Source organism: Pseudomonas fortuita (assembly GCF_026898135.2).
In the GTDB taxonomy this organism is placed as follows: Bacteria; Pseudomonadota; Gammaproteobacteria; order Pseudomonadales; family Pseudomonadaceae; genus Aquipseudomonas; species Aquipseudomonas fortuita.
Genome location: NZ_CP114035.2, coordinates 3,734,651 through 3,758,047 on the forward strand (window position 1 = coordinate 3,734,651; position 23,397 = coordinate 3,758,047).

A 23,397-nucleotide genomic window follows, 5' to 3' on the forward strand; every position below is an offset into this window, starting at 1 on the left:
TGGGTTCGGCCTACTCCGGCAAGCTGTAGCGCTCGGCAAAGTACTGCCGGAAAAAGTCCACCGCCACCCGCACCTTGGCCGAGCTGGCCAGCGGCGAGGTGTATACCGCCCAGATATCCGCCGGCTGGTGATAGGCCTCCAGCACCTGCACCAGGCGCCCGTCCTGCAGGCTGTCATGCACATCCCACCATGAACGCAGCAGTATCCCTCGGCCATCCAGGCACCACTGGTGCGCCACTTCACCATGGTTGGTCGACAGGCCGCCCGTCACACGTACGCTTTCTTCACCCATCGGCCCCATCAGTTGCCACACACCAAACGGGTGGTCACGTTCCTTGATCACCAGGCAGTCGTGGCTGCCCAGGTCGCCCAGCACCTTGGGCGAACCCCGCCGCGCCAGGTAAGCCGGCGCAGCACAGAGCACCCGGCGGTTACGCGCCAGCGGCTTGGCGATCAGGTTGGGGGCAATGGCGTTGCCCACGCGGATGTCCAGGTCGACACCTTCGGCGATCAGGTCCACCAGGCGATCGTGCACATCCAGGCGAATGTCCAGCCGCGGGTAGCGCTCGGCCAGCTCCGACAAAGCCGGCGCCACGAAGCGCCGCCCCAGCCCCAGGCTGCTGGCGATGCGCAACTGCCCGGCCGGCTCGCGGTGCTGGGCGCTGATGTCATCACCCATGCGCTGTACGGCATCGAATATCTGCAAAGCCCACTGATACACCCGCTCGCCTTCCTCACTCACCGTCACCCGCCGCGTGGTGCGGTGCAACAAGCGCACTTCCAGTGTTTGCTCGAGCATGCGGATGCGTTTGCTGATATACGCCGCCGACATGCCCAGCTCATCGGCCACGGCCGCAAAGCTGGCGCGCTTGGCCACTTGCAGGAAGATGTTGAGGTCGTCGAGGTTGGGCAGATTATTCACGTATCGTGTTCCAAGAATCCATGATTGGCGAGATTATCTCCGGCTCAAGCCCTTATAGCATGACCAGCACCTGTTCCCTAGACAACGAGTGCACCCCATGAGCAAGACGTTCAGAATCGCGGCAATCCCAGGCGACGGCATCGGCAACGAAGTACTGCCTGAAGGTATTCGGGTCGTCGAGGCCGCCGCGCGCAAGCACGGCCTGGACATCAGCTTCGAGTTCTTCGAGTGGGCCAGCTGCGACTACTACCTGGCCCACGGCAAGATGATGCCGGATGACTGGTTCGAACAGCTCAAAGGTTTCGACGCCCTGTACTTTGGTGCCGTGGGCTGGCCAGATAAAGTGCCGGACCACATCTCGCTGTGGGGTTCGCTGCTCAAGTTCCGCCGCGACTTCGACCAGTACGTGAACATTCGCCCGGTGCGCCTGTTCCCCGGCGTACCCTGCCCGCTGGCGGGTCGTGAACCCGGCGATATCGACTTCGTGGTTATCCGCGAAAACACCGAAGGCGAGTACTCGTCGCTGGGCGGGCGCATGTTCGAAGGCACCGAAAACGAGTTTGTGCTGCAGGAATCGGTGTTCACCCGCCGTGGCGTCGACCGCATTCTCAAGTACGCCTTCGAGGTGGCCCAGACCCGCGAGCGCAAGCACGTCACCTCGGCCACCAAGTCCAACGGCATGGCCGTGAGCATGCCGTACTGGGACGAGCGCACCGCAGCGATGGCAGCCAATTATCCGGAAATCAGCTGGGACAAGCAGCACATTGATATCCTCTGCGCCCGCTTTGTACTGCAACCGGACCGCTTCGACGTGGTCGTGGCCTCGAACCTGTTCGGCGATATCCTGTCCGACCTGGGCCCGGCGTGCGCCGGCACCATCGGCATCGCGCCTTCGGCCAACCTGAACCCCGAACGCAAATTCCCGTCGCTGTTCGAGCCGGTGCACGGCTCGGCGCCAGACATCTACGGCAAGAACATCGCCAACCCGATCGCGATGATCTGGTCCGGTGCACTGATGCTCGACTTCCTCGGCAACGAAGGCGCCGACCCACGCTACCGCGCCGCCCACGACGACATCCTCAAAGCCATCGAGCAGGTCATCGCCGCCGGTGACGTGACCCGCGACATGGGTGGCCAGCAGTCTACCCAGCAGGTGGGCCAGGCCATCACCGCGCTGATCGAAGCCTGATAACACCCGGGCCGATTGTCAGAAGTGTCTGACAATCGGCCCTTTGCCTCTTGCGAGCGACGTGGATTGTATGCAAAATCTGTTAACCATTAGATATTGGTTAACCAGTAGTTAACGCCCAAGGAAGGAGTGGTACCGCAACACCCCGGATGCCTGCCGGGTATAACAAGTACGCCAACGTCCAGGAGACGATGATGTCGCACAAGAATAAAAAGATTGATGTGTTCCTGATTACCGTGAGCCTGATCGCCGTATTGCTCACCGTGATCGGCCTTGCAGCCTTCCCCGCCCAGGCTGAAAGCGCCGCCAACCAGTTGTTCGAGCTGTCCACCCGCACCTTCGGTACCAGCGTGCAGGTGCTGGTGTTTGGCAGTACCCTGGCCGTGCTGTACCTGGCCTTCAGCAAGTACGGCAACATCCGCCTGGGCAGTGGCAAGCCTGAATATGCCACCGCCACCTGGGTGTTCATGTTCATCTGTGCCGGCATGGGTTCGTCGACCCTCTACTGGGGCGTAATGGAATGGGCCTACTATTACCAGACCCCGGGCCTGAACATCGCTGCTGCCACCCCCAAGGCACTGGAGTACAGCGTGGGCTACTCGTTCTTCCACTGGGGCATCAGCGCCTGGTCGATCTACGCCCTGACATCACTGGCCATGGCCTACCACTTCCATGTACGCAAGAAGAGCGGCCTGAACCTGGCTTCGGTTATCGAAGCGGTGACGGGCTTCAAGGCCACCGGGCCGGTAGGCCGGAGCGTCGACCTGATCTTCCTGCTGACCATGATGGGCGCACTGACTGTGTCGCTGGCCCTCACCGCCTCGACCCTGACCCGCGGCCTGCATGACCTGACCGGCACCCCGGATACCTTCACCGTGCAATTGATGGTGATCGGTGGCGTCGCAGTGATGTTCTCGCTCAGCTCTTACATCGGTATCGATGGTGGCCTGCAGCGCCTGAGCAAGATGGTGTGCATCGGCGCGCTGGTGTTTGCCGCTGTCGTCCTGCTGGTGGGCCCGACCCAGTTCACCCTCAACAACACCGCCAACTCGATTGGCCTGATGATCCAGAACTACGTGCACATGAGCCTGTTCACCGACCCGGCGGGCGACGGCGCCTTCACCCGCAACTGGACAGTATTCTACTGGCTGTGGTGGGTGTCGTACGCCCCGGGTGTGGCCATGTTCGTCACCCGCGTTTCGCGCGGTCGGCAGATCAAGGACGTGGTCCTGGCCCTGCTGCTGGGGGGCAGTTTCGGTTGCTGGTTCTTCTTCGGCGCGCTGGAAAGCTACAGCATGCACCAGTTCATCACTGGCGCCGTGGATGTACCGAAAATGCTCGCCGAACAAGGCGGCGAATCGGCCGTGACGCACCTGCTGCTGGCCTTGCCGTGGGGCCAGGTGTTCCTCGGTGTGTACCTGTTCATCATGGCCATCTTCTGTGCCTCGCACATGGATGCCGCGGCCTATGCGGTGGCTGCCACCAGCACCCGCAACCTGCGTGAAGGTGACGACCCGACACCCACCCACCGCCTGTTCTGGTGCGTGGTGCTGACCCTGGTGCCACTGGCCATGCTGTTCGCCAAGGCCTCGCTGTCGACCATGAAGACCGCCGTGGTGCTCACTGCAATCCCGTTCATGGTGATTCTGCTGGTGAAGATCTATGGCTTTTTCAAGTGGATGATCGCCGACTACGGCCAGGTACCGGCCCACGTCATCGAGGAAGAGGCTGCCCGCATGGCCGGTGAAACACCTGCCGAACAGGCCCCGCGCAGTGCAGCTGCGGTGCACTGATTAACCCTGTAGGAGCGAGCTTGCCCGCGATGGGCTGCCTAGCAGCCCCCTTGCTGTCTGCAATTTTTTTTGCCTGGCCTGTTAACCGGCAGGTACGCGTTAACCAACAACTATAAACCGAGCTTGTGAGAAACCTGTCATGAACGACTTCAAACGCCTGCCCGCCGATTTCTGTGCGAACGCCGACGAGGCCTTCACCATCCCGGCCAATTTCTACACCAAGGCCGCAGTGTTCGAACACGAGAAAGAAGCCATTTTCGCCCGCAGCTGGATCTGCGTGGGCCACCGCAGCGAAGTGGCAGACAACAATGCCTACATCACCCGCGAAGTGATCGGCGAAAGCATCATCGTCGTACGCGGCCGTGACAGCGTGCTGCGTGCGTTCTACAACGTCTGCCCGCACCGTGGCCACCAGCTGCTCAGCGGTAGCGGCAAGGCCAAAAACGTCATCACCTGCCCGTACCACGCCTGGACCTTCAAGCTCGACGGCGAACTGGCCCACGCCCGCAATTGCGACAACGTGGTCAACTTCGACAAAGAGAACTCCACCCTGGTGCAGCTGCGCGTCGAGGAATACGCCGGCTTCATCTTCATCAACATGGACATGGAGGCCGGCTCCGTCGAAGACCAGCTGCCAGGCATGCAAGCACGCATGCGTGAAGCCTGCGCGGTCATCGACGACCTGCACCTGGCGGCGCGCTTCGTCAGTGACACCCCGGCCAACTGGAAGTCGATCGTCGATAACTACCTGGAATGCTACCACTGCGCCCCGGCGCACCCAGGCTTCTCCGACTCGGTCGACGTCGGCCAGTACAGCCACACCATGCACGGTAACTGGACCCTGCAATATGGCCTGGCCAAGCCTTCGGAGCAGTCGTTCAAGTTCGACGAAACCGTGAAAGACCCGTCGTTCGCCGGCTTCTGGGCCTGGCCGTGCACCATGTTCAACGTGCCGCCAGGGGCCAACTTCATGACCGTGATCTATGAGTTCCCGGTCGATGCCGAAACCACCCTGCAGCACTACGACATCTACTTCCTGAACAAGGAGATCACCGAAGAGCAGCAGAAGTTGATCGACTGGTACCGCGAAGTGTTCCGCCCAGAAGACCTGCGCCTGGTCGAAAGCGTGCAGAAGGGCCTGAAGTCGCGTGGCTACCGTGGCCAGGGCCGCATCATGGCCGACCGCGAGCGCAGTGGCATGAGCGAACACGGCATTGCCCACTTCCACAACCTGATCGCCGTGGCCCACCTCGACGATTGATGGCAACCGCTCCACGTTTATTGGCACGTAAAGGTGCGCGGCAGGGCCTGCCGCGCACCCAGGCAGTCGAGGTGAACCATGGCCAACACTTATGAAATGTTCAGCGTGCGCGTGACCGACGTGGAACACGCCACACCGCTGATCAAGCGCTTTACCCTGGCCCGCGAAGACGGCGCGGCGATGCCCGCCTTCACCGGCGGCAGCCACGTCATCGTGCAGATGCAAGGCGCTGACGGCAACCAGTTCAGTAACGCCTACTCGTTGATGAGCGACCCGCGTGACACCCGCAGCTACCAGATCGGCGTGCGCCTGGAAGAACAGTCCAAGGGGGGCTCGGCGTTCATGCACCAACAGGTGGAAGTCGGCACCCGCCTGACCATCTCCTCGCCCAACAACCTCTTCGCCCTGGACCCTTCGGCCGGCCGGCACGTGCTGATTGCCGGCGGCATCGGCATTACCCCGTTCCTGGCGCAACTGCATGAGCTGGAAGGCGGCAGCGCCGACTACGAGCTGCACTATGCTTTCCGCGCGCCAGAGCACGGCGCGTTCCAGGACCAGTTGGCCAACGGCCCGCACGCTGCACGCACCCAGTTCTACATCGACAGCCTCGACCGCAAGCTTGACCTGGCCGCCCTGTGCGCGGGGCTGGACGAGCAAGCGCACCTGTACGTGTGCGGACCAAAACCGCTGATCGATGCGGTCATCGCCTGCGCCGCCAAGGCCGGCATTGCCGAGCAGCGCGTGCATTGGGAACAGTTTGCCGCCACCCCGGTCACCGGCAGTGCCTTTACCGTGGTGCTGGCGCAATCGGGCGTGGAACTGCAGGTGGAAGAAGGCATGACCATTCTGCAAGCCATCGAGAAGTCCAAGGCTGCCAAGGTCGAGTGCCTGTGCCGCGAAGGTGTGTGCGGTACGTGCGAGACGGCCATCCTCGAGGGTGAAGCCGAGCATTACGACCAGTACCTGAGCGATGAAGAGAAAGCGGCGCAGCAGAGCATCATGCTGTGCGTTTCCCGCGCCCGTACGGCGCGGCTGGTGCTGGACCTTTAACAACCGCCCGGCTGATGTTGCCTGTGCCGGCGATGAGGCCAGTGCAGGCAGCACAAGGTTATTCCCCAAAAGAGGCAGGGTGAGGACCCGTCAACCAAAAGTTGACAGCTTGGGTATACTGGCAGGCTCTTGGCCCAGATCAGGACACCCTGCCGATGTTGGAAAACAGCTTCGCCTTCCGCCTCAAGGAACTGCTCGAGCATCACAAGCTGACCCTGCAAGCCGTGGGCACGGCCTTGGGCATCTCGCGCACCGCCGTGCACAAGTGGACCCGCGGCGGCGAGATCGACTACGACAACCTGCGCAAGCTGGCCGACTTTCTCAAGGTCAACTGGATCTGGTTGCGCTATGGCGACGAAGCACTGCAGAACATCCAGCAACCGCAGGTGGTCGAGCTGCCGATGACGGATGTGCGTCGGCGCCTGACCGCCGAGATCATGGAAAGCGAAACGCGCATGAAGCTCGCCCAGGAAGGCGCACGCATCGTCACCTGGGAATGGAACCTGATCAGCGACGAAGTCACCTACTCGCCCAACGTCGAGCAGGTCTATGGCTGGCCGGTGCGGCACAACGAAGACTTCTGGAAGCACCTGCCCGACGAAGACGTGCAGCGCATGCAGCTGATGTACGCCGACGCGGTGGCAGACGGCGGTGGCTGTGAATGTGACTTCCGCATTGCCCGCCCGGACGGTGAAGTGCGCTGGATTTCTTCCCGCGCCACGGTGGTACGCGACAGCGCCGGGCGGTCGGTGAAGATGGTCGGCATCAGCATGGACAACACCGAACGCCAAGTGGCCCAGCAGGCGCTAAGCCAGAGCGAGGAACGCTTCCGGGCAATCTTCGAGCTGGCCTGGGGCGCCCTGGCCTACATCGACCCGGACGGCACCTGGCAGCGGGTCAACAACAGCCTGTGCGAGTTGCTGGGCTACCGCGCCGAAGAGCTTTACGGCATGACCTTCCAGCAGATCACCCACGCTGACGATCTGGCGCAGAACCTGCAGTTGCTGCAACGCATGCTGGCCGGTGAAACCGAGCGTTACGAAGTGGAAAAACGCGTGCGCCGCAAGAATGGCGAGTACATCTGGGTACGCGCCCGCACCTCACTGCAGCGCCGGGACAGCGGCGAACCGGAACACCTGATCAGCGTGTTCGAAGACATCAGCGCCGAGCGCCAGGAGCATGAGCGGCTACAGGCGCACATCGCCGCGCTGGAGGCCCGCCTGGCCGCTTCGTGAACTACCCCAAATTTCAAAACTGACGCGATTCCTGCGGGAGCGGGCATGCCCGCTCCCACAGGGACCGCAAAAACTTCTAGATTTTCAGCTGATCGCCGCGCAACCAGTCGATAAACCGTGCAAACAACTCGGACTGCGAGTTGATCTCCAGCTTCAGGTACAGGTTCTTGCGGTGCATGCGCACCGTCTCCGGTGAGATGCCCAGCGCCAGCGCGGTCGACTTCACCGAGTGCCCGCGCAAGATCATGTGTGCCACCTCCCGCTCACGGTCGGTCAGCACCTGGCAACCAAAGCTGTCGAACGCTGCCTGCAGGCTGCCGTGTTCGGCCGATGCTGCGCCGGGCTCCAGGTTATGCCGGGCATAACGCCCCAACAGTTCCCGCACCATCGGCTCCAGCGCCCGCAGCAAGTCGACCTGCCCGGCACTCAGAGGCGTGCCGCTGCAACCCTGGAACAGGCTCAGCGACAGCTTGCGCCCAGCGCTGAGATCGACGATGTAGTAGCTGTCTTCGCTGCAACCGGTGCCCAGGTAATAGGCCTTGTAATAGTCGCTGTCGAAGAAGTTGTCCGGGGCGATTTCCTGCAGGTGGTAAAAGCCTTCGGCCAGGCCGCTTTGCACGGCGAGGCAGAACGGGTCGAGCAAGTAGCCGGCACTGAAATAACGCTCCAGCACCGCAGCGCGGTGCAGCTCGGGAATGCCCTGCTGGTAGAGCAGCTGCGGCGCGCGCCCCTGGCACTCAAGGCTGATCATCATCGATTCCACCTGCACCAGCTGGCCAATGGCAGCGGCCACATACTCCAACGCCTCGGGCGTTTCGCTATTGGCCAAAGCACGCTGCAGCGCCGCATGCCATTGCTGCAGCGCGCCCATTGTCAGGGTAAGCGGGGTGTCGGGAGTGGCCTGGGTCATGCCCGGCAGTCTAGCCTGCCGGGTACGCCCGCGCACAGCCCTTTGCGCCAGGTTCATCGGCCTTGGTACAGGCCAAGCGCCGTGAGTTCGCGCGCGGTTTCGAGGATGCACTGGCGCAAGGTTTCGACAATCTCGTCCACCTGCGCATGGGTGATGATCAGCGGTGGCGACATCACGTTCAGGTGCATGATCGGGCGCACCAGCAAGCCGCGGGCCTGGGCCTTGCTGTGGATGCGCTCGCCGATGTTTACCTCATCCGCGAACAGCGCCTTGCTGGCTTTGTCGGCGACAAACTCGACGCAGGCCATCAGCTTCATGCAACGCACATCACCCACCAAGGGCAACTCGCGTAGGCTTTGCAAGCGCTGCTCCAGGTAGCCACCCACGTCCTTGACGTGATCGAGCAGCTGCTCGCGCTCGATAATCTCGATGTTCTTCAGCGCCGCTGTACAGCACACCGGGTGACCACTGTAGGTAAAGCCATGGGTGAAGCAGCGGCCCTTGCCCGGCTCGGCAATCACTTCCCAGATACGCTCGGAGAAGATACACGCGCCCAGCGGCAGATAGGCCGAGGTCAGGCCCTTGGCGGTGGTGATGATATCGGGGGTGACGCCAAACAGTTCTTCACTGGCGAAGAAGGTGCCCAGGCGCCCGAACGAGGTCACCACCTCGTCGGCGACGAACAGGATGTCGTAGGTCTGGCACAGTTGCCACATGCGCTGGAAGTAGCCCTTGGGCGGGATGATCACCCCGCCCGAGCCCATGATCGGTTCGGCAAAGAACGCGGCCACGTTGTCGGCGCCCAGCGACAGGATCTTGTCCTCGAACTCGGCCACCAGGAAGTCGAGGAACTCGGCCTCGTCCATGTCGTGCGGGGCGCGATACGGGTTGGGGTTGGAGACGTGGTGGATCAGGTCGTGGTGATAGTCGAACTCCGGCACCCGGTCGGCGGCCTTGTTGCCAATCGACATGGTCAGGGTAGTAGAGCCGTGGTAGGCGTTGTAGCGGGCGATGATGTGCTTCTTGTGTGGCTTGCCGCGGCAGTTCTGGTAGTACTGGATCAGCCGGTAGGCGGTGTCGACAGCAGTCGAGCCGCCGGTGGTGAGGAACACGTGGTTCAGGTCGCCCGGTGCCAGCTGCGCAAGCTTCTGGCACAGCTCGATGGCCACAGCGTTGGCCATGTCGGAGAACGGGTTCGAATACGCCAGCTGACGCACCTGGTCGGCGATGGCCAGGGCCATTTCCTCGCGACCCAGGCCGATGTTGGTGCACCACATGCCGCCGACGGCATCGAGGAAACGGTTGCCGTGGCTGTCACGAATGTAGGCGCCCTCGCCGGCGACGATGTTCAGCGCGCCTTGCTCGCGGTGCTCGTCGAACACATGGTAGCCGTGCATGTAGTGGGCCTTGTCGGCTTCCACCAGCGGGTCGTGGGCGATAGCGAATGCTTTGCTTGGGGTGGCCATGGGCAGCTCCTTGGCGAGAATTTTTGGGCAGTGTTCAGAAACCGGTCTTGACCGTGCTCCAGACCCGGGTGATGGCGCGCATGTCCTTGGGGCTCTGGGTTTTCTGCGCGAACAGGCGCTCACGGGTTTGTGCGTCGGGGTAGATGGCCGGGTCCTGGCGGATATCGTCACGCACCAGCGCGGTGGCGGCGGCGTTGCTGTTGGCGTAGTGGATGTAGTCAGTGACCTTGGCCATGGTCTGCGGCTGCAGCAGGAACTCGATGAAGCGGTGGGCGTTGGCCACGTGCGGCGCATCCTTGGGGATGTACAGGTTGTCGAACCAGATCAGCGAACCTTCCTGGGGGATGAAGAACGACAGTTTGATGTCCTTCTTCGCTTCCACCGCACGGGCCTGGGCGGTGGCGTAGTCACCGGACCAGGTCAGCGCCAGGCAGACATCGCCGTTGGGCAGGCTGGTGAGGTAGTTGACCGAGTCGAACTTGCGAATGTAGGGGCGGATGCCCAGCAGCAGTTGTTCGGCTGCCTTGAGGTCGGCGGCCGACGCGCTGCGCGGGTCCTTGCCCAGGTACTGCAGGGCCAGCGGGATGACCTCGGTGGGCGCGTCCATCAAGGTCACGCCGCAGTCAGCGAAGCGCGAGACGATCTTGGGGTCGAACAGCATGGCCAGCGAACCGATCGGCGCATCGGGCATGCGCGCGGTGATCTTGTCGACGTTGTAAGTGACCCCCGAGCTGCCCCAGGTGTAGGGCGCCGAGTACTTCAGGCCAGGGTCGTAGCCCTGCAGGTTGTTGACCACCTGCTGATCGAGGTTTTGCCAGCTGGGCAGTTGCTGCTTGTCCAGTGCCTGGAACACGCCGGCGCTGATCAGCGGGGGGACCAGCGAGGCGTTGAGCATGACCAGGTCGTAGCCGGAGCGGCCGGTCAGCAGTTTGGTCTGTACCGTTTCGTAGCCGTCGAAGGTGTCGTAGATGACCTTGATGCCGGTGGCCTTCTCGAAGTCGGCCAGGGTGGTTTCGCCGATGTAGTCGGTCCAGTTGTACAGCCGTAGCGTGTTGGCGCTGTCTACCTCTGTCGCCTGGGCCAGGCTGGCACCAGACGCCAGCAGCAGACCACCAATCACCTTCAGTACCTTGCGCATGGCAACTCCATCGTGTGAGTGCTCCGGATCGAGCCGATGGGTTCACTATCGAGGGATTTGCCGAGGGGCAACATACCCCGAATGTGTGGGTGGTCGTTTTTAGTGCTTCGCTGAGTGCGCGCTTTTTTGTAGGAGCGGCCTTGTGTCGCGATGGGCTGCGACAGCAGCCCCGACAATTTGTACTGGGGCGCAGATCCTGGGGCTGCGGCGCAGCCCATCGCGACACAAGGCCGCTCCTACAGGGGGCTGCGCACGACTCAAGATAGAGGGTAAAGCGCCTCATCGAACTGGGCCAGGCGTGGGAACACCAATGGCTGGTCGTCCGAGAGCTGCTCCAGGCGCTGCCGGTATTGCTGCAAAAAGTCCTGGCGCGCCTCATCGCTGATATACGGCACATGCCAGGCCACGAATGGCGGCAGCACTTCAAGCCCCACATAAGCCAGCGTGCCCCGCAGTATCGGCCGCAGCATGTCTTCCAGCGGCCCATGAATCGCCCCTTCGCCAAACATGTGCTCGCGCCCGCCCAGGGTCACGGTCACCAGCGCCTTCTTGCCCGCCAACCCGCCCTGGTCGTAGAAACGCTTGCCGCCATAGCACACCCCCGACACCAGCACCCGGTCGATCCAGCCCTTGAGCATGGCCGGGGCCGAGAACCAGAAGATCGGGAAGTTCAGCACCAGCAAGTCGGCCCACAACAACTTGTCCAGCTCCTGCTGGATATCCTCGGCAAGGGCGCCGCGCTTGACCCCCTGGCGCTGCTCCAGGGCATACACCAGGTACTCGGGGTTCTCACGCTGGGTGAAGTCATCGGCACTGGCCACCGGGTTCCAGCCCATGGCGTACAGGTCGCTGACCTGCACCTGGTGGCCCTGGGCGCGGAAGGTTTCCACGGCCTGGTCGCGCAGGGCAGCGGTGAACGATTGCGGCTCGGGGTGAGCGTGGATGATCAGTACATTCACAAACATTCTCCTTACACAAAACAGGTTGTCTTGCAGCGGTGGCTCAGCACTGTACGGCTTTCACCTCGACGAACTCCGCCAGGCCCTCTTCGCCCCACTCGCGGCCGTTGCCCGACTGCTTGTAGCCACCAAACGGCGCCCGGTAGTTGAACCCGCCCCCGTTGATGAAGCACTGCCCGGCCCGAATCTGCCGCGCCAGCGCCAGGCCGTGCTCGCGGCTGCCCGCCCACACCGCGCTGGACAGGCCGAACGGCGAGTCATTGGCCAGCGCCAGCGCCTGGGCCTCGTCGGCGTAGGGGATCAGGCACAGCACCGGGCCGAAGATTTCTTCCTGGGCAATGCGCATGCGGTTGTCGACGTCGGCGAACAACGTGGGCGCCACGTAGAACCCGCGCTCGAAGCCGCCGCTATCACCACCGCACAACAAGCGCGCGCCCTCCTCCTGGCCCTGGCGAATGTAGTCGAGCACCGTGCGCCGCTGGCCTGCCGAACACATCGGCCCGAGAAAACTGGCCGGGTCACGCGGGTCGCCCATGACCAGTGCGCGGGTTTCGGCCTCGGCGATTTCCAGCGCCTCGGCGTAGCGGCTGGCCGGCAGCAGCATACGGGTCAGTGCTGTGCAGGTCTGCCCCGAGTTGATCATCACGTCCTGCACGCCATGGCGCACCGCAGCGTGCAGGTCGGCATCGGCGGTAATCAGAAACGGTGATTTGCCACCCAGCTCCAGGCACACCCGCTTCACCGTCGGCGCGGCCGCTTGTGCCACCCGGACACCGGCACCGGTTGAACCGGTGAACGACACCATGTCCACCTGCGGGTGCCGGGCCAGGGCCTCACCCACCTTTGCCCCCGGGCCGCTGACCAGGTTGAACACCCCGGCCGGCAGGCCGATGGCGTCGATCATTTCGGCCAGTAAAAACGCGTGCAACGGCGTTTCCTGGCTGGGCTTGACCACCACCGTGCAGCCGGCGGCCAAGGCCGGCGCCAGCTTGCCGATCATCTGGTGCAGCGGGTAATTCCATGGGTTGATGAAAGCGCACACGCCAACGGCCTCGCGGTACACCATCGAATTGCCGACTTCGCGCACCTCATCCATCAACCCGGTCAGTTCGGCGTACTGCGCAAGCCCCACAATCGGGCCTTCGACCTGCACCGCCTGGCACCACTGCACCGGCATGCCCAGTTCGTCGGTAATGGCCCCGGCCATTTCCGCCGCGTGGCTTTTCAGCTGCGCCACCAACGCCTGGATGTACCCTGCACGCACACTGGACGGCGTGCGCGACCAGCCAGCGAAAGCCCGCCGCGCCGCCATCACTGCCCGCTCGACATCCGCCTCGCCACCCAGTGGTACCCGGCCAATGGCCTGCTCGGTGGCCGGGTCGATCACCTCAGCCATACCCTGCCCACTCGGCACATGCCAGGCGCCATCGATGTACAGCCGCGCATACTCACGCATTGCCGTACTCCCGTTTCAGCTCGTCGGCACAGCGGGCGATGCGCTGGCAGGCATCGACCAGCGCCGCATCGCCCAGCACCAGGCCCAGGCGGATATGCCCGGCAGCACTGGGGCCGAACGCTTCGCCGGCGAGTACCGACACGCCCTGGCGGTCCAGCAGGCGGTCGGCAAAGGCCTGGGCACTTACGCCGGTCTCACGGATATCAACCATCACGAACATGCCACCATCGGGCTTCAGTGCCTTCAGGCCCGGGCAGCCGGCCAGCTGTTCGCACACCAGGTCACGGCGCTGGCGGTAGGCCTCGCGCATGGCGGCCAGCTCGGGCAACGGCTGCTCCAGCGCCACCACAGCGGCGTCCTGAATGAAATCGGGCGAGCCATACAACATGCACAGGGCGAGGTTTTCCAGGTGGGCGGCCAGCTCGGCCGAACCCACTACCCAGCCCACCCGCCAGCCGGTCATGGCATGGGACTTCGACAGGCTGTTGAGGGTGGCGGTGCGGTCGGCCATGCCCGGCAGGCTGGCAGGGCTGACATGCTCGCCCTCGTACAGCAATTCGCTGTACACCTCGTCAGAGATCAGCCACAGGTCGTGGGCGATGCACAGTTCGGCCAGTGCTTCCCAGGTAGTACGGGGCAGGCTTGCCCCCGACGGGTTGTGCGGGCTGTTCAAGGCCAGCGCGCGGGTGCGCGGGGTGATGCGCTCGGCCACGTCTTGCGGGCATACCCGAAAGCCGTTTTCCGGCTTGACCGGCACCGGCACCACCTTGGCACCACAGGCACCGAACACCGCCTCATAGGTCACATACATCGGTTCGGCGACAAGCACCTCGTCGCCTGGGTCCAGTACGCACTGGGCCACGCAGTACAGCGCGCACTGGGCCCCTGCCAGCACCGTCACCTGGTCGGCGTCGACGGCCTGGCCGCTACGCTGCTGGTGGCGCCTGGCAATGGCCTGGCGCAGGGCCAGCTTGCCGCGTACATCGGCGTAATGGGTGTGACCCGCCCGCAGGCTGTCGATGGCCGCCTCGACAATCGGCGCAGGTGTGTCGAAGTCTGGGTCACCCACCGACAACAGCAGGATGTCCTTGCCCTCGGCCTGCAGCGCCAGGGCGCGGTAGTGGATGTCCCAGGCCGCAGCCCCGTCGCCGGCGATGCGTTGGGTGAGCTTGGCGTAGCGCATGGTAATCTCCCTTCTTTGGCGGTTTCAGTCGACGAGGATCTTCGGGTTGGAACTGCCCCACACGGTGTACAGGTCGGCCAGCAGCGCGCCGTTGATTTCTTCCATCTCGGCCTGGGTGATTTCGCCCCCGGCCTGCTTGCCGAACAGCACCACTTCGTTGCCGCCCTTCACGTCCGGGAAGTCGGTGACATCGACCATCAGCGTGTTCATCGACACCTTGCCCACCACCGGTATGCGGTGGCCGTTGATCAGCACATGGCCCTTGTTGGTGAACACCCGGCGATAGCCATCGGAATAACCGACGGTGATGTTGGCCAGGCGCGAATCACGGGCCAGGGTGAAGGTGCGGTCGTAGCCGACGGTGTTGCCGGCCGGGTAACTGTGCACCGCCGCCACGTGCGACTTGAACTGCATGGCGCGTTGGTACTCGGTGCGCGCCGGCACGGTGTCACCGAACAGCGCGCCGCCGGTGCGTACCATGTCCAGGCGCGCCTCCGGCACCTCCAGGGTAGCGAACGAGTTGGCGGCGTGCAGGGTGAGTTTGCTGCGGTCGAGCTTCGCGTGCTTGATCAACCAATCGGTCTGCTCGTTGAAGGCCGCCAGGCCCTTGCGGACATCGTCCTTGTCTTCGACGGCGAAGTGGGTCATCAGCGCAACCAGCTCGAGGTGCTTCTGATCGGTGATCTGCAGCGCTTCGCCACGGCCGGACCAGGTCGCCATCTCTACACCGTTGCGGCTCATGCCACTGGAGTTGAGCGCCATATGTATGCGCAGGGTCTTGCCGTGGCGTGCGGCGATGGAATCGACCTGGCGGGCAAATTCGGCGCTGCCGACCAGCTCTTCCATGTCGTACTGCAAGGCATCTTCCAGCTCGCTGAGGCTGGCCAGGCGTACCCGCACCAGTTGCCCGGTGAAGCCACTGGCGCGGACCACGCGGGCCTCCTCGTTGCTGGCCACCGCCACGCAGGGCACGCCCTGGGCAATGATAGACGGCATCACCAGGCCGATACCGTGGCCATAGGCGTCGGCCTTGAGCACGGCGCACAGCCTGGACTTGCCAGCCAGCTCGGCCTGCAGGGTGCGGATGTTGTGTTGCAGGGCGCTGGCGCTGACTTCGACCCAGGCGTTGCTGTTCTGCACGGTCAGGGCGTTGGTGCCATTGTCCATCGACAGCGGAGGTGCGGCATACAGGGGGGCTTGACCGGTGATCAGCAGGGCCAGGGATGCGGCCAGCAGGGTGCGGCGAAATGGCATGTCGGTTTCTCTTGTTCTTGTCGTTGTGCGCGTCTTAACAGACGCAGGTGTGTTTGAGTTCGATGAAAGTAACGCCGGGGGTGGCGAAGCCACTGGCCAGGTCGGCCTGCAGCGTGTCCAGATCACGTGGCTGGCGCACCGCGCAACCAAAGGCACGGGCCAGGCCGATGAAGTCCGGGTTACGTGGCAGCACGCCGACCGGCTCGATGTTCAGGCCGAGCATGTCATCGCGGATCTGGCCGAGGGCGTCGTTGTTCCACAGCAGCACCACCAAAGGCCGGTCCAGCTCCTCCACGGCAGTGGCGAGCTCCTGGGCGGTATAAAGAAAACCACCGTCGCCCACCAGCACCAGGCCCGGGCGGTGGCCGGTGGCAAGCATGCCGCCGATGCCGGCCGGCAGGCCGTAGCCAAGGGTGCCGTAGCCAGTGGGGTGCAGCCAGCTGCGCGGCGCCCGGCTGGCGAAAGCGTAGTTGCCGGTGTAGGCCAGTTGGGTCATGTCGCTGCTGATGAACGCCTCATCGGGCAGCACGGTGGCGATGCGGTCCAGAATGGCCTGATGCGTGGCCTGCAACGGTGCATGCCCGGTGCGGATGGCCTGGCGCAACTGGCTGACCGCTTCGCTGGCCTGAGCCGGGTCCCGGTCGAGTGCTGGCAGGTGTTCGAGCAAGCCGGCCAGGGTTTGCCGGGCATCACCTTGCAAGGCAATGGCACAGGGGTAGAAGTCGTTGAACTTGCGTGGGTCGATGTCCACCCGCAGCAGCTCGCCAGTGATTGGCAGGCGCTCGCGCCAGAAGTCGGTGTCGGCCATTTCGGTGCCCACTGCCAGCACCACATCGGCTTGGCTGATCAACTGCCAACCAGGCTCCACGCACAGGCTGGAACCCGCATTCAATGGCGCCTGCGGCGGCAGCAGGCCCTTGCCGGCCACGCTGGTGAATACTGGTGCGGCCAGCCGGGTGCTCAACTGCGCCAGCTGTTCAGCCGCGTGCAGCGCACCGCCACCGGCGATGATCATTGGCCGCTTGGCCGCTGCCAGCTTCAGGGCAGCCTGGTCGAGGGTTTCGCGGCACGGCTGGCCACGCTCGGGGCGGCGTGCCACCTCATCGCTCCAGTCACGGCTGACGGGTGCGGCCAGCACGTCCAGCGGCACCGAAATGTGCACCGGGCGCGGCCGCTCGCTGTCGAACACAGCCCAGGCACGGGCAATCAATTCGGGTAGGTCGTCGCCACTCAAAGCCACCGCAGAGAACGCGGTAATCGGCGCGGTCATGGCACGTTGGTCCTGGGTTTCGTGCAGGCAGCCCCAGCCCTTGCCCAGGCTGGCGGTATGGTTGACGCTGGAAATCACCAGCATCGGAATGGAATCGGCATAGGCCTGGCCGATGGCGGTGGCGGCGTTGGTCACCCCCGGGCCGGTGATGACAAAGCACACGCCCGGCTTGCCGCTCACCCGCGCATAGCCGTCTGCCATGAAACCGGCGCCCTGCTCGTGGCGGGTAAGCACATGGCGGATACCGCTGCCCGGCAGGCCGCGGTACAACTCCAGGGTGTGCACACCCGGGATACCGAAAACGGTCTGCACGCCATAGTTGGCCAAAAGGCGCACCAGCGCCTGGCCGGCAGTCAGGGTAAGGTCATTCATGTCGTTCTCCTTGCGCCTGGCCGAGGCGGATCAGCGCGTCGACCGCGAGGGTGCCGTGGGCACCGACCATCAGTGGGTTCACATCCAGTTCCAGCAGTTGCCCGGCGTTTTCGCAGGCATAGTCGGCTACCGCGCGGATGGCTGCGACCAAGGCGTCCAGGTCGGCGGCCGGCCGGCCACGGAAACCTTGCAGCAGGCTGGCGCTGCGCAGGCTCAGCAACGCGGCGCGGATGGCGCTGTCGGTAGTGGGCAGCAACAGGCTGACACTGTCCTTGAGCAGTTCGACCAGCACGCCACCGGCGCCGATTACCAACGCCAGGGCAAAGTCGTGTTCACGTTTGATGCCCACTATCAGCTCGGCCAGTGGCGGCGCGGCCATGGGTTCGAGCAGTATCTGGTCGAACGCTACCTGTGGGGCATAGGCAGCGATACGCTGGCGCATCTGTACCAGTGCAGCCTCCAGGGCAGCGGCATCGCGCAGGTTAAGTGCCACCGCACCGGCTTCGGTCTTGTGCGGCAGTTGTGCGCTGACCGCCTTCAGTACCAGCGGGTAACCTACGCGGGCGGCATCCACCACAGCGCGCTCGGGCGTACTCAGCACACCTGCCGGCACCGGCAAACCGAAGGCACGCAGGGCTTGCTTGGCTTGCCATTCGTCCAGCAAACGGCCTTCGCCCGTGACGGCTTGTGGGCACAGCGGTACCCGCGCAGCCTCGCCTTGCCCCAGCAACCGTTGACGGTTGCGTTGGTAAGCGACGATGCGGCCCCAGGCCGCCAGGCCGTCTTCCACACCCTGCAGGGCGGCGATGCCTCGGGCATGCAGGCGCTCACGCGCACTGGCAGGCAGCAGCTCCGGAAAGGCGGAGGTGACAAAACCGATCTTGCCGTGACGCTCCAGCGCGTCGCAGTAAAGCGCCAGCAGCAAGTCGCACTCCTTGCGCTCGCCAGTGAAGGCCGCCGGGTAGTCCAGCACCAGCATGGCGGCATCGGCCGCCCCGCTCAGGGTGCTGTCGAGCATACGTTGCAGGGCAGCTTCATCGCCCCAGATGGCAGTGGTGAAATCCAGTGGGTTGACCAGGTTGGCATAGGCCGGCAGCACTTCGGCCAGTGCCGTCACTTGGCCTTGTTCAAGCTTTGGCAGGTGCAGATGGTTGCGTTCGGCATAATCGGCAATCAGGCCCGCATCGCCGCCTGAACAGGCCAGCGCGATCAGTTCGCCCTCTGCCGACAAGCGCCCGCAAGCGGCGGCCTTGAGCGTTTCGACAAAGCTCACCGGGCCGCTGACGCGGATCACGCCCAGGCGCTGGAACAGGCTGTCGTACAGAGCATCGGAGCCGGACAACGAGCTGGTGTGGCTGAGCGCCAGTTCAGCGCCGATCTGCGACACACCCGTCTTCAGGGCAATGATCGGCGTGCCCTGCTGCAATGCCTTGTAAGCGGCGCGTGCAAAACCCGGGACGTTCTTCACGCCTTCCAGGTGCAGCCCGATTGCCGTTACCCGTGGGTCGTCGAGCAAGACGTCCATCAACTCGGCCACCCCCAGTTGCGCCTGGTTGCCGACCGAGGCCATGTAGGCCACCGGCAGCGAGCGGTCGCTCATGGACAGGTTGTAGGCGAAGTTGCCGCTCTGGGTGAGGATCGCCACGCCCTTCTCCACCGGCTTGCCGCCATGGGCCACCGGCCACAGCGCGGCACCGTGCAGGTAATCGAGCAGGCCATAGCAGTTGGGGCCGAGCAGGGCCATGTTGCCGGCCGCAGCGAGCAGGCGCTGCTGCAACTGGCGGCCCTCTTCGCCGCTTTCGGCAAAGCCGGAGGCATAGCAGATGGCACCACCGGCGCCACGCGCGGCCAGCTCGGCAACGCACTGCAAGGTCAGCTCACGGTTGGTGGCGATGAACACTGCGTCCGGGGCATAGGGCAAGTCGGCCACGTGTGCCACGCAGGGGATGCCTTCGAGGCTTTCATGCTGAGGGTTGATCAGCCACAGCTCGCCGCCAAAGCCACCTTCGGCGCAGCGCTTGAGCGCCCGCGCCATGCTGCGCCCGCCAACGAAGGCCAGGTGCCGGGGCGCCAGCAGGCGCTTGAGGTTGTCACGAATCGATTGCGACATGGGGTCTTCTCCTGGCGCTCAGCGCAGCAGCGGGCGCAGCAGTTCGCGGGCGATGATGTGCCGCTGGATTTCCGAGGTGCCCTCCCAGATACGCTCGATACGCGCGTTGCGCCAGATGCGCTCGACCGGCCCTTCGTCCATCAGGCCCATGCCGCCGAAGATCTGCACGGCTTCGTCGGCCACCTTGCCCAGTACTTCGCTGGCAAACAGCTTGGCCATGCCGGCTTCACCGTCGGTCATGCTGCCCTGGTCCATCTTCCAGGCAGTGTGCAGGGTGAGCATTTCGGCCGCGCGAATCTGCGTGGCCATGTCGGCCAGCTTGAACGACACGCCCTGGTAGCTACCGATGGCCTGGCCGAACTGCTTGCGGTCGGCGGCCCACTGCAGCGACAGGTCCAGGGCACGCTGGGCCTGGCCCACGCAGTTGGCGGCGACCATGACCCGGCCAGCGGTCAGCCAGGCGTTGGCCACTTCCCAGCCCTTGCCGACTTCGCCCAGTACCTTGCTGGCCGGCACCCGACAGTCGTCGAAGAACAGCTCGTAGGTGTGGTAGCCCCGGTTGCTCACGCACTTGGGCCCGCGGCGGATGGTCATGCCCGGTGTGCCGCGGTCGACCAGCAGCGCCGTGACCGCATTGCGCTTGCGCCCGTTGTGCTCGTAGGTGTCGGTGACCGCGAAGACAATGGCAAAATCGGCGTGGCCGGCGTGGCTGATGAAGTGTTTGCTGCCGTTGATGACAAAGTCATCGCCCTGGCGCACGGCGCGGGTCTTGATGGCATTGGCATCGGAGCCGGCGCCCGGTTCGGTGAGGGCGAAGCAATCGGTTTTTTCACCCTGCACGCAAGGCAGCAGGTAGTCGTTGATCTGCTCGTCCTTGCAGGCCATGAGGATTTTCGACGGGCGTGCGACAAACACGTGCAGCGCCCAGGACACCTTGGACAGCTCACGTTCGATCAGCGCCTGGGACAAGTAGTCCAGGCCACCGCCGCCGACTTCCTCGGGCATGTTGAAGGCATAGAACCCGGCGGCGATGGCCTTGCCACGGATGTGTGCGGCCAGCTCTGGCGACACGGCATCGGCGCGGTCCACCGCTTCCTCATGGGGCGCCAACTCCTTGGCAACAAAGCTGCGTACCGCTTCCACCAACATTTCTTGTTCTTGGGTCAGTTGGAAATTCATCTGCAAAGGTCCTGATCAGGGTCGGTATCGGGTTACTGGCCGATAAAACGGGGGGCGCGGCGTTCTACCGAGGCTTGCAGCGCCTCGGCGCCATCCTGGCTGCGGCCACACAGCAGGCCCGCCTGGCGCTCGGCTTCCAGCTGCTCGGCCAGGGTGCGCCGGGCGCCATCGCGGATCAGCTGCTTGGTCTGCGCGTAGGCGAAGGTCGGGCCATTGGCCAGGCGCCCGGCCAGCTCGGCCGCCACGGCGGGCAGTTGCTCGTCGGCGCAGACTTCGCTGACCAGCCCGGCCGCCAGGGCGCGCTCGGCGCCCCACAGTTCATCGAGGAACAACAAGCGCTTGGCCTGCTCGCTGCCGATCAACCGTGGCAGGTGCCAGCTGGCGCCGGCATCGGGGCTGTAGCCCATGCTGGTGTAGCCGGCCTTGAAACGCGCAGAAGCGGCGGCGACACGCAGGTCGCAGCACAGGCTGAGGTCCATGCCACCGCCCACGGCAGTGCCGTTGATGGCGGCGATGGTGGGTTTGTCGAGGCTGTGCAGGCGCAACATCAGGGCGTGGGCGGTTTCGGTCCAGCCGTAGCTTTCCAGGGTGCCTGCGGCTTCGGCGGCAGCCCATTCGGCCAGGTCGGCACCGGCGCAGAAGGTGCGGCCGCTGCCAGTGAGCACCACCACGCGCACGGCCGGGTCGGCGTTATGGCTGTCGAGCAAGGCGTGCAGTTGCTTGAGGGTGGGGATGTCCAGCGCGTTGCGCTGCTCTGGGCGGTTGAGGGTGATCCAGGCAACGCCGGCTTCGACCTTGCTCAACAGTGACGACGACGGAATGGTCATGGGGGGCCTCGGTGTTGTTGTGATGGTTTTGGGAGGGCTTGATGAGGGAGATACTAAACGAGTGTTCAACAAGGCGGCAATTGGCGGAAAAATGGCCTGCAACATCACTCGAAAGCAACCTAACCTATTGTTTCAATAGTGATTTTTTTAAACTTGTGAGGGTTAAATCCGAGGTGGTTGTTACAACTTTGTACAACTGTGGGATTGCCGGGGGCGCTTTGCGCCCCTTTCGCGACACAAGGCCGCTCCCACAGGGTCTTTCACAGCGTTCAAGTCTGCGTAGTACCTGTGGGAGCGGCCTTGTGTCGCGATGGGCCGCAAAGCGGCCCCGGCAATCGTGAATCAAACGCCAGGCGCGCTGGGCTCGAAGGCGCCCTGCCGGCGGCGGTTGACGATGAAGTACGCCGCGTAGCACAGGGCAATGAAGCCAAAGCCCCAGTACAGCGACGGTCGCTGAGTTTCATCCAGCGCCAGGAACACGAACAGCGAGCTGCACAGGGTGATGCACAGCAGCGGCACCAGCGGGTACAGCGACGCCTTGTACTTCAGGTCCTGCAGTTGCCCACCTTCACGCAGGTAGGCCTTGCGGAAGCGGTACTGCGCGAGGGCGATCACGATCCAGGTCACGGTGCCAGACATGCCGCTCACCGCCATCAGCACCATGAACAGGGTGTCGGCGGCAATGAAGCTGGTCATCAGCGACACCAGGGCAAAGCACAGGGTGATGCTCAGCGCCCGCAGCGGTACGCCGCGCTTGCTCAGCGGTGCCAGGCTTTTCGGCGCCATGCCGCTCTTGGACATCGCCCAGAGAATGCGCGTAGAGGCATACAGCCCAGAGTTGCCCACCGACAGGATGGCGGTAAGGATGACGAAGTTCATCACGTCGGCAGCAAAGGGGATGCCGACCATGTCGAATACCTGCACGAACGGGCTTTCCATCAGGCCGGCCTGCTCGAACGGCACAATGGCCGACAGCACGGCAATCGCCAGCACGTAGAAAATCAGCACGCGGAACACCACGTTGCGCACCGCCCGCGGGATGCTTTTTTCCGGGTGCTCGGTCTCGCCGGCCGCCACGCCCATGATTTCGCAGCCCTGGAAGGCATAGACCACGGTCATCATCACCGCGAACACCGCCGACAGGCCGTGGGGGAACAGCGACTCGCCCACCAGGTTGTCCAGCATTGGCGCCGGTGCCCCGCTGCTCAGCGGGATGGCGCCGAATATCACCAGCAGGCCGACGATGATGAAGCCAAGGATGGTCGCCACCTTGATGCCCGAGAACCAGTACTCGGCCTCGCCAAACGCGCGAGTGGCCAAGGCGTTGAGGCCGAACAGCACCACCACGAACAATGCCGACCAGTACCAGATCGGCACCTCGGGGAACCAACGGGTCATCAGCATGCCGGCGGCGGTGAACTCCAGGCCCACAGTGGTGGCCCAGCTCATCCAGTACACCCAGCCAATCATGAAGCCGGTGGCCGGGCCGATGAACTTGGTGGCGTGGGCCTGAAAAGAACCGGACACCGGCATCTGCACCGACAGTTCGCCCAGGCACACCATCACCAGATACATCAGCAAGCCCGCCACCAGATACGCCAGGATCGCGCCCACCGGCCCGCCCTGGTTGATGGTCACGCCCGAGCCCATGAACAGGCCGGTGCCGATTACCCCGCCCAGCGACAGCATGAAAATGTGCCGGCTTTTCAGGGCGCGGGTGAGCTGGATTTTTTCGTGGTTGTCAGTCATGGCGCACCTCGCCATTGCGGCAGGTACGGGGGGCGGTACAAAGGAGGGGCTGAGCGCTACGGCATGTCATTATT

At 64.0% G+C, this 23,397-nt stretch carries 18 protein-coding genes; 5 read left to right on the forward strand and 13 right to left on the reverse strand.

The genetic code is table 11. The annotated features are described in order from the left end of the window. Positions 1-10: 10 nt before the first annotated feature. The gene (locus OZ911_RS16980; RefSeq protein ID WP_016487554.1) at positions 11-922 is read right to left on the reverse strand and encodes a LysR substrate-binding domain-containing protein; all 912 of its coding nucleotides are present in this window, start codon (positions 920-922) and stop codon (positions 11-13) included. Between the two features lie 97 nt (positions 923-1,019). Between OZ911_RS16980 and OZ911_RS16985 the strand changes: the two genes are divergently transcribed. The 5 genes from OZ911_RS16985 (at position 1,020) to OZ911_RS17005 (ending at position 7,450) form a co-directional block, all read left to right on the forward strand. Further along, the gene (locus OZ911_RS16985) at positions 1,020-2,111 is read left to right on the forward strand and encodes a tartrate dehydrogenase (RefSeq protein ID WP_016487555.1); all 1,092 of its coding nucleotides are present in this window, start codon (positions 1,020-1,022) and stop codon (positions 2,109-2,111) included. Between the two features lie 194 nt (positions 2,112-2,305). After that, a complete protein-coding gene (locus tag OZ911_RS16990; protein ID WP_031311942.1) occupies positions 2,306-3,904 on the forward strand; it encodes a BCCT family transporter in 1,599 nt (532 codons plus the stop codon). A 139-nt stretch (positions 3,905-4,043) separates the two neighbouring features. Beyond that, complete coding sequence (locus OZ911_RS16995; protein ID WP_023047756.1) at positions 4,044-5,165, forward strand: aromatic ring-hydroxylating oxygenase subunit alpha; 1,122 nt, start codon at positions 4,044-4,046, stop codon at positions 5,163-5,165. Between the two features lie 78 nt (positions 5,166-5,243). Further along, positions 5,244-6,215: a PDR/VanB family oxidoreductase gene (locus OZ911_RS17000; protein WP_016487558.1), complete on the forward strand. Its 972-nt coding sequence runs from the start codon at positions 5,244-5,246 to the stop codon at positions 6,213-6,215. Positions 6,216-6,370: 155 nt separating this feature from the next. After that, positions 6,371-7,450, forward strand: coding sequence for a helix-turn-helix domain-containing protein (locus OZ911_RS17005; protein WP_016487559.1), 1,080 nt, complete (start codon positions 6,371-6,373; stop codon positions 7,448-7,450). A 76-nt stretch (positions 7,451-7,526) separates the two neighbouring features. Here the strand turns inward: OZ911_RS17005 and OZ911_RS17010 are convergent, their stop codons facing one another. The 12 genes from OZ911_RS17010 to OZ911_RS17065 form a co-directional block, all read right to left on the reverse strand. Beyond that, positions 7,527-8,360, reverse strand: coding sequence for a helix-turn-helix transcriptional regulator (locus OZ911_RS17010; protein WP_016487560.1), 834 nt, complete (start codon positions 8,358-8,360; stop codon positions 7,527-7,529). A gap of 53 nt (positions 8,361-8,413) precedes the next feature. After that, positions 8,414-9,826, reverse strand: a complete 1,413-nt coding sequence (locus OZ911_RS17015) for an aminotransferase (RefSeq protein ID WP_023047757.1) — start codon at positions 9,824-9,826, stop codon at positions 8,414-8,416. A gap of 34 nt (positions 9,827-9,860) precedes the next feature. Continuing rightward, positions 9,861-10,964 carry a polyamine ABC transporter substrate-binding protein gene (locus OZ911_RS17020; protein WP_016487562.1) on the reverse strand — a complete coding sequence of 368 codons (1,104 nt, stop codon included), beginning with the start codon at positions 10,962-10,964 and terminating at the stop codon, positions 9,861-9,863. A 257-nt stretch (positions 10,965-11,221) separates the two neighbouring features. Next, positions 11,222-11,923, reverse strand: a complete 702-nt coding sequence (locus tag OZ911_RS17025; RefSeq protein WP_033731667.1) for an NAD(P)H-dependent oxidoreductase — start codon at positions 11,921-11,923, stop codon at positions 11,222-11,224. 43 nt (positions 11,924-11,966) lie between these two features. Next, positions 11,967-13,379 (reverse strand): aldehyde dehydrogenase family protein, encoded by a 1,413-nt coding sequence (locus OZ911_RS17030; RefSeq protein WP_070086534.1) that lies wholly within the window; start codon positions 13,377-13,379, stop codon positions 11,967-11,969. Continuing rightward, complete coding sequence (locus OZ911_RS17035) at positions 13,372-14,562, reverse strand: pyridoxal phosphate-dependent aminotransferase (RefSeq protein ID WP_023048788.1); 1,191 nt, start codon at positions 14,560-14,562, stop codon at positions 13,372-13,374. Before OZ911_RS17035 ends, OZ911_RS17030 begins: the two co-directional genes overlap by 8 nt. Before the next feature lie 24 nt (positions 14,563-14,586). After that, positions 14,587-15,816 (reverse strand): alanine racemase, encoded by a 1,230-nt coding sequence (gene alr, locus OZ911_RS17040; protein WP_023048789.1) that lies wholly within the window; start codon positions 15,814-15,816, stop codon positions 14,587-14,589. A gap of 34 nt (positions 15,817-15,850) precedes the next feature. Further along, positions 15,851-17,458 (reverse strand): 5-guanidino-2-oxopentanoate decarboxylase, encoded by a 1,608-nt coding sequence (locus tag OZ911_RS17045; protein WP_023048790.1) that lies wholly within the window; start codon positions 17,456-17,458, stop codon positions 15,851-15,853. Continuing rightward, on the reverse strand, positions 17,451-19,568 hold the full coding sequence (locus OZ911_RS17050; protein WP_070086533.1) for an acetate--CoA ligase family protein: 2,118 nt from the start codon (positions 19,566-19,568) through the stop codon (positions 17,451-17,453). The genes OZ911_RS17045 and OZ911_RS17050 overlap by 8 nt, the downstream gene beginning before the upstream one ends. Positions 19,569-19,586: 18 nt before the next feature. Continuing rightward, the gene (locus OZ911_RS17055) at positions 19,587-20,747 is read right to left on the reverse strand and encodes an acyl-CoA dehydrogenase family protein (RefSeq protein WP_016487569.1); all 1,161 of its coding nucleotides are present in this window, start codon (positions 20,745-20,747) and stop codon (positions 19,587-19,589) included. 32 nt (positions 20,748-20,779) lie between these two features. Next, positions 20,780-21,574: an enoyl-CoA hydratase/isomerase family protein gene (locus OZ911_RS17060; RefSeq protein ID WP_070086532.1), complete on the reverse strand. Its 795-nt coding sequence runs from the start codon at positions 21,572-21,574 to the stop codon at positions 20,780-20,782. 342 nt (positions 21,575-21,916) lie between these two features. Next, complete coding sequence (locus OZ911_RS17065) at positions 21,917-23,323, reverse strand: amino acid permease (protein WP_023048262.1); 1,407 nt, start codon at positions 23,321-23,323, stop codon at positions 21,917-21,919. Positions 23,324-23,397: the final 74 nt, after the last annotated feature.